This window comes from Allobosea rubneri (genome assembly GCF_032464875.1).
Lineage (GTDB): Bacteria > Pseudomonadota > Alphaproteobacteria > Rhizobiales > Beijerinckiaceae > Allobosea > Allobosea rubneri.
In genome coordinates this window covers 93229-100520 of sequence record NZ_JAWDID010000018.1, presented here as the reverse complement: position 1 = coordinate 100520, position 7292 = coordinate 93229, and the positions used below count along the sequence as shown (strand labels likewise).

At 70.3% G+C, this 7292-nt stretch carries 6 protein-coding genes, 1 pseudogene and 1 riboswitch; of the genes and pseudogenes, 1 reads left to right on the top strand and 6 read right to left on the bottom strand.

Annotated features, from left to right (window positions below):
- From RKE40_RS14010 to RKE40_RS13985, 6 genes and pseudogenes are all read right to left on the bottom strand, one after another.
- Window positions 1-483, bottom strand: a pseudogene (locus tag RKE40_RS14010) (precorrin-3B synthase); the annotation flags it as partial.
- Window positions 480-3914 (bottom strand): cobaltochelatase subunit CobN, encoded by a 3435-nt coding sequence (cobN, locus tag RKE40_RS14005; protein WP_316018848.1) that lies wholly within the window; start codon window positions 3912-3914, stop codon window positions 480-482. The gene cobN and the pseudogene RKE40_RS14010, both read right to left, overlap by 4 nt.
- Before the next feature lie 61 nt (window positions 3915-3975).
- A complete protein-coding gene (gene cobW, locus RKE40_RS14000) occupies window positions 3976-5025 on the bottom strand; it encodes a cobalamin biosynthesis protein CobW (protein ID WP_316018847.1) in 1050 nt (349 codons plus the stop codon).
- Complete coding sequence (locus RKE40_RS13995; RefSeq protein WP_316018846.1) at window positions 5022-5447, bottom strand: DUF1636 family protein; 426 nt, start codon at window positions 5445-5447, stop codon at window positions 5022-5024. Before RKE40_RS13995 ends, cobW begins: the two co-directional genes overlap by 4 nt.
- Window positions 5448-5495: 48 nt before the next feature.
- Window positions 5496-6251: a CbtA family protein gene (locus RKE40_RS13990; protein ID WP_316018845.1), complete on the bottom strand. Its 756-nt coding sequence runs from the start codon at window positions 6249-6251 to the stop codon at window positions 5496-5498.
- Window positions 6252-6263: 12 nt separating this feature from the next.
- On the bottom strand, window positions 6264-6437 hold the full coding sequence (locus RKE40_RS13985) for a CbtB domain-containing protein (protein ID WP_291636049.1): 174 nt from the start codon (window positions 6435-6437) through the stop codon (window positions 6264-6266).
- Between the two features lie 38 nt (window positions 6438-6475).
- Window positions 6476-6657, bottom strand: a riboswitch (cobalamin riboswitch).
- Between the two features lie 120 nt (window positions 6658-6777).
- Here RKE40_RS13985 and cobU point away from each other — a divergent pair.
- Window positions 6778-7290 (top strand): bifunctional adenosylcobinamide kinase/adenosylcobinamide-phosphate guanylyltransferase, encoded by a 513-nt coding sequence (gene cobU / locus RKE40_RS13980; protein ID WP_316018844.1) that lies wholly within the window; start codon window positions 6778-6780, stop codon window positions 7288-7290.
- The last annotated feature ends 2 nt before the right edge of the window (window positions 7291-7292 follow it).

The window sequence follows — 7292 nt, the reverse complement described above, 5'->3', positions numbered from 1 at the left end:
GGCGCGCAATCGCAGGTCCGCCGCAAAGCCGTCGAGCGCCAGAGCGCCGCCGCCATCGACCACGATGGAGAACTTCGCCGGCAGTCCGACGATGCGCCGGCCCGCGGCTTCGACGGCTGCCGCGAGGGCGGCCGCGTCGAGCAGTTCGCCCGCCTCGCGGCCGGCGAGCGGCGAAGCCAGCACCAAACGGTGCGGCCCGTCCCCTGTCGCCTCGTCGACCAGCCCGACTTCGAGCAGTTCCGCGACCAGGACCGGATGCGATGCTTCGCGCACGCCGCGCAGCTGGAGGTTGCCGCGACTCGAAATCTCGATCTGGCCGTTGCCATGGCGGACCGCCAATTCGCTGACGAAGGCCAGCTGCGCCGGTGCAAGTCTTCCGCGCGGCGGGTGGAGCCGCACCAGCCAGCCATCGCCGGTCTGCATCGGCCGCAAGGTGCCGGGGCACCAGCCGCGGCGCATCGTTTCGGGAGTGGGCAGGCTCATTCCGCAGCCTCCCGCTCGGCGGCGAGCAGCGCCGCGGAATTCAGTCGGCTCTGCCAGAGACCGCGCGCCTGAGCCTCCGCAAGGCGCGAGCGGATCGAGGCGGCGGCCGGCGCATTGGCTTCCTCCAGTGCTCGCCAGACGGCCGGATCGCCGCAATAGGCCTGGAACACCGCATCGAACAGGGCGTCGGAGACGGCGTCCGTGCTCGCCGCGTAGACGAAGAGCGCATCGACCGCCTCGGCGAGTTCGGCCGCACCACGCCAGCCATGGGCGAGATGGCTTTCGATCCAGCGGGGATGGCAGAGCCTGCCATGGACGATGCGCGAGACATCCTCGGCGAGCGTCCGCGCCTTTGGTGCCTGCGGATCGGAGGTGTCGAGGCTGTAGGTCGCGGCGTTTCCGCCCAGAGCCTGCATCGCCGCGACGAAGCCGCCGATGACATCGGCGGCGCTCGTCGCTTCCAGAATGTCGCGTCCGGCGGAGTCGCTGGCATGGATGAAAGCGTCGGCGCCCGCGACCCGCGCGGCGAAGCCGGCATCGGCCCGCCCGGTTCCCTCAACCCCGCCATAGGCATGGCCGCTGGCCGCGAGATAGGCGGCGCCGAGTTCGTCGCGCGAACGCCAGTCGCCGTCGAGCGCCCGGTCGGCCATGGCGGCGCCGTAGCGGCCGGGCGCCGCGCCGTAGATCCGTGCGCCGGTCTCGCCGCGCCGGCGGGCGGCGGCCGGCTCGTTCCATTCGTCCGGCTCGTCGAGCGCCGCGATGGCCCTGGCGGCAGCGTCGAGCAGGGCGATCTGCGCCGGGAACGTGTCGCGGAAAGCGCCGGAGATGCGGATCGTCACGTCGAGCCGGGGCTGGGCGAGCTTGGCTTGCGGCGTGATCGCAAAGCCGGTGACCCGCGTCGAGCCATGGTCCCAGATCGGCGCGACACCCATCAGATGCAGCGCGTGCGCGATGTCCTCGCCGCCTGAGCGCAGGGTGGGCGAGGCCCAGAGATCCATGACGATGCGGCGCGGATAATCGCCCTGCTCCTGCAGATGACGCGCGACCACGGCTTCGGCCGCGAGCACCCCCAGTCTGGCGGCGGCGCGCGTCGGCACGGCGCGCGGATCGAGCGTCGAGAGGTTGCGCCCGGTCGGCAGCACGTCCGGCCGGCCGCGCTGCGGTGCTCCGGCCGGGCCGGGCGTTACGAACCGGGCATCGAGGGCCCGCAGCAGGTTGCGCCGCTCGTTCGCCGCGGAGACTGGATCGGCCTCCGAGCTGCCGAAGACGTGCAGCCCGTCGCGGAACTGCATCTCGGCGAGGTCGCAGAGATGCGCGTCGAGCGACGCGAGCGCGCTCGGCATGTCCTGGTCCGGCGTGACGCCGCAGGCTGCGGCGAGGCCGCTCGCCTGTGCACGGTCGAAGATCTCGCGCGCCACGATATCGGCCCGGCGCGGATCGAGCACCTGCGCCTGCGCATATTCCTCGACGAGATCGCGGAGCAGGGCCGCATCGCCGGCAGCCTCGCTAGCGGCAAGCGGCGGGGGGAGGTGTCCGAGCGTCAGGGCCGAGAGCCGGCGCTTGGCGGGGGCCGCCTCGCCGGGGTCGTCGACCACATAGGGATAGATCACCGGCAGGGCACCGATGGCGAGGCGCGGCCAGCAGGAAGCCGAAAGCGCCACGGCCTTGCCCGGCAGCCATTCGGTGGTGCCATGGGTGCCGAGATGGATCAGGGCGTCGGCCCGTTCGATTTCCCGCAGACCGAGATAGAAGGCGAGATAGGCATGCCCCGGAGGCGTATCCGGGTCGTGATAGCGCGCCTTGCGGTCCGGCGTCGTATCGCGGGCCGGCTGCAGGGCGATGGCGAGCTTGCCGAAACGGACGATCCGGAAACGGAAGGCCTCGCCGTCGCAGGCTGCATCGGCTTCTGGCTGACCATGGCTGGCGAGAAGAGCGTCGCGGGCGGTCGCCGGAATGGTGGCGAGCCAGGCGCGGTAGGCGGCAAGCGGGACGGTGAAGTCGGCGGGGCCCTCGGTGAGTGCGGTCATTATGTCGGCACTGACCCTTCCACCTTCTGCGCGGTTGTCCCGGACGAAGCGAAGCGGAGATCCGGGACCCATGCCTGGACCTTTGGCGGAGGGGCTCAGGCATGGGTCCCGGGTCTCCCTGCGGTCGCCCGGGACGACGGCGTCGAGGGGAGATGGACCGACATCATACCCCGCCTCTGCCAAAAACTCCCGGATCGCCAGCGCGCTCGCAGGCGTATCGAGCCCGACGGCGAAGCCGGCGCGGCCGCCGCGTGCGGGATAGTCGGACATCACCAGCGCGACTTGGCGCTCGCTGCGCGGCTTGCGGCCGAGCGCGACCCAGTTCGCGGCGAGATCGGCGAGCGCCGCGATGCCGTCGGCATCAGGTGTGAGCCGCCGCAATGTCAGGCCGGTCGCTGGATCGGCGATCTCCTGCTTGAAGGCAACGGGGATCGCGCCAAGCCTGCCGTCGAACTCCGGCAGCGCCGCCTGCATGGCGAGGTCGGCGGCGGAAAGTCCGCGCGGCGAGACTTCCCAGGCATCGCGGAGGCTGCCGACCGGGACGGCCTGCAATATCGGGCAATCGGCGGCGTCGAGCACGAAGCTATCGCCCTCGCGCGCCGAGAAGGCGGTGGTGGTAACGATCAGGGCCGGCTTGCGTGCAGCGATCAGTCCGGCGAGCCCGGCTGCGACGGCCTCATCCTTGAGACTGGTCAGGGCGAGCGGAAGCGCTGCGAGGCCGCGTGCGGCGAGGGCGGCGACGATCGCCTCTACCATGGCGGTGTCCCCCGCGGCGACGCCCGAGCGATAGACGAGCACGGGGACGAGAGGCGCTTCGGCCGGCAAGGCGGCGAGCGCCTCACGCCAGGGCAAGGGCGCCGCTTCGGGGCCGAGGGCGAAGATCGGGGGGAGCGGCAGGGGAGACCGATCAGAGGGGAGGCTTTTCGCCTGCAGATGGCCGTCCACCAGCTCCAGCAGCCGCCGCATGTTCTCGGAGCCGCCGCCGACACGGAAATAGCCGAGCAGCGTGGCTGCGAAATCCGGCGGCACCGTGCCATGGTCGGCCAGCCGTTCATCCTCCCGGTCGTCGCCGGGCAGCACGGCGAGCACCACGCCCTTCTGCCGGCAGGCGGCGCCGACCTGCTCGATCCCGTAGCGCCAGCTATCGAGCCCGCCAAGGCAGCGCAGCAGCACGAAGCGCGAGCGGCTCAGCGTCTTTTCGATCAGCATGTCGATCGAGAGCGGATGCTTGAAGCGCCGCAGGGGCACGAGGCGGATGGCGCGGCCGCCATGCGCGGCGGCCGCCATGGCCGAGAGATCGCTGTCGCTGAAGGAGAGGACGATGATGTCTCCCGGCGGCAGGGCGAGGTCGACGGCGTCCTCGCCATCGTCGAGCCTCACCTCGCTGGTCGGAAGCAGATGCATCGCATCACTTTCTGAACACGCTGGCCGGAAGGCTCAAGGAGCCCGCCGGCCAGCGTCGATATCAGCCCTTGAGGGCGGCTTCCACGGCCTGCCGGTCGAAACCCTTGAGGCCGATGACGACGAGCCTGCCGTCACGGGCCTCGTCAGCCTCCCAGGCGCGGTCGTAATGGTGGCCGATGCGCCGGCCGACACCCTGCACCACGAGCCGCATCCGCTTGCCGGGGACGGCGGCGAAACCCTTCAGGCGCAGCACGCCTTCGGCCTCGGCCGCCTTGGCGAGGCGGGCGACCAGTTCCTCCGGCGAGGTGGCCTCGGCCAGCGGCAGGGCGATGCTGTCGAAATCGTCATGATCGTGGTCCTCGCCCTCGCCATGATGCGAGGGGCGTGCCGCGAGATCGGCTTCGGCAGCGGCGCCCAGTCCGATGATCAGGGCCGGCTCGACCTTGCCATGGGCGGTCTCGACCACCTTGATCGCCTTGGGCAGATGCTCTGCGATCTCGGCCTTGACGCGTTCGCGCCCTTCCGCATCGACGAGGTCGCTCTTGTTGAGCAGGATCAGGTCGGCGCAAAGGATCTGGTCCTCGAAGACCTCCTCCAGCGGGTTGTCGTGGTCGACCGACTGGTCCTGAGCCGCCTGCGCCTTCAGGGCTTCGGGATCGTCGGCGAACTGACCCTCGGCGACGGCCGGCCCGTCGACCACGGCGATCACGCCATCGACGGTGACGCGTGAGCGGATCGCCGGCCAGTTGAAGGCCTGGACCAGGGGCTTCGGCAGGGCGAGGCCCGAGGTCTCGATCAGGATGTGCTGCGGCGGGTTCGGCCGGTCGAGCAGCTTCTCCAGTGCCGGCACGAAGTCATCGGCAACGGTGCAGCAGATGCAGCCATTCGGCAGTTCGACGATGTCCTCCTCCGAGCAGCCCTCGATGCCACATCCGGCGATGAAGGAGCCGTCGAAGCCGAGATCGCCGAATTCGTTGACCAGCACAGCGAGGCGCTTGCCGCCGGCATTCTCGAGCAAATGCCGGACGAGGGTCGTCTTCCCGGCGCCAAGGAAGCCGGTGATGATCGTGCACGGCACCTTGCCGAGCGCGGGGTTCTGCGGAACGTTCATTCGTTTGATCCTTGCTGGCGTGGCAGAGGAGGCACGCGCGCGACCACGCCCTTGCGGAACGAGGCGGGTCTTTCCTTCCAGGGAACGATACCGTTGGCGCTGGCGGCAAAGCTCTCCGCCGCGCCGGCGATCTCGTCGAGATGGCTGTCGGTGTCGAGGTCACCGATCAGATAGGTCCATTTGCCATCGGCGGCGAGCGCGATGGTGCAGGGCCGCTTGCAGACTGCGAGGCATTCGACCGGTACGACGGCGATGCCGCTGCCGGCCATGCGTTCGCCGAGCGCCGCCGCGAGCGCGATGCCCGGCTGGTCGAAGCCATCAGGCAGATCCTCGCGCTGGCGCCGGCAGACGGTGCAGACATGGATGGTGCAGCCCGGCTCCTGCCGGGCGACGGTCGCGAGGGCGAGATCGCCTTCGAGCATGAGAGTACTTCCTTGGGCTGGCGCGGCCGTTTCCGGCCGCGCGAGGCGTCAGGCCGCCGCGGTGGCGGCGCTGCGGCGCGTGGCCCAGGGCCAGAGCACGCCGACGGCGAAGCCGGTGGCGAGCCAGAGCGCGGCCTGGATGGCGAGCGAGAGCGCCGCGAAATGCGCCGCGATCTCGGCCGGGACCTTGCTCTCCGGCGCCGCCGGATGCGGCGCACCGATCAGGTGCGGCAGCAGCAAAGCGAGCACGGCGAGCGCCCTTGCCCAGGAGGCCTCGACCCGCAGGAAGACGAAGAGCGCGCCGGCGGTGACGGCGGCGGTCATCAGCCACCAGAGCTGCCGGTGCTGCAATTCGGCAGCGGCGGCGCCCGGCAGTTCCGGCGCGAGCCCCATCGCCGGGGCGAGCCCGAAGGCGAGAAAGCCGCAGACGGCCCAGGCCAGCGCCCGACGTTCATCGATCCGCTCATTGGCCGCGATCATGCCGGCGAGCAGCAGGGCGGCGAAGCCGATCGCGGTGCCGATCGTCACCAGGCTGGTGAAGGCGGTGCGCTGGAAGCCGTCCTGCGGCTTCCATTCATGCTCGCCGGTATGCTCAGCACCGGCGGCCGGATTGTTGTGCGCGAGGTGGATGCGGGCTTCGTCGTTGAAGGCGGCGAGCGTCGGTGCAGGCTGCGCGCGCAGCGCCGCCTCATAGGTTTCCGCCTTGAGGATGAGCGGCGTCGTGGTGACGTGCTGGAGCGCCGAGATCAGCAGCCCAGCCAGAAGCCCGGCCAGAAGACTGACCGTGAGAACACGTGTGACCATGATGCTTCCCCGTCAGTGGCAGGGGAAGGCAAGGCCGTGGCGGGCGTCATGCGCCGCGTTGTGGACATTCGCGGAGGCCGCGAAGCCGACGGTGTAGACCAGCACGAAGCCGAGGATCAGTGCGGCAGCGACGGCTTTCGCGCGTTCGGAGACGCTGGCCTGGCTGGAGACGGTAGCCGTATTCATTTTGGTTCACTTCCTGGCCACCCCACCGGCAGCCTGTTGGACGACATCGAAAGACGGCAGGTCTCCTGGCTCGCAGCTTGATGTCCTGCTCCGCCTTCCCGGGGAAACCCAGTGGCCGATGGCGCAGGACGCGCCGCTTACAGTTGCGGGGGCAGCCGCGGTATCGCACCGCGTTCCCTTTTCACCTCGTCGCCGAGGCACCGTCCGCAGGATCATTAGCCATCCGGCGGGCGCTGTGCAATGCAGTGCCGTCATTCTCGGCCGAAGCGAAGCGGAGAGCCGGGAATCTCCTGAACGAGATGCTCGGGGCGAGTCCGAGTATGACCCGGAGACCGCAAGCATGCCCCTTCCCCCGCTCACCCTCGTTCTCGGCGGCGCCCGCTCCGGCAAGAGCCGGCATGCCGAGGCGCTGATCGAGGCCCTGCCGGCGCCCTGGGTCTACATCGCCACCGCCCAGGCCTATGACGACGAGATGCGCGCGCGGATCGCCGAGCACCGCGCCCGACGCTCGCAGGACTGGCGGACGGTCGACGCGCCGATGGCGCTGCCCGAGGCGTTGCGTGCGGTACCGTCGGGGCAGCCCGTGCTGGTCGACTGCCTGACGCTCTGGCTGACCAATCTCATCCTGGCCGAGCGCGACATCGCCATCGCGACCGGCGAGCTCATGGCCGCCTGCCGTGAGGCGCAGGGCCCGATCGTGCTGGTCTCGAACGAGGTCGGCCTCGGCATCGTGCCGGAGAATGCACTCGCCCGCCGCTTCCGCGATGAGGCGGGGCGCCTGCACCAGCGGCTTGCGAGTCAGGCGGAGCGCGTGGTCTTCATGGTCGCCGGTCTGCCCATGCAGGTGAAGTAGCA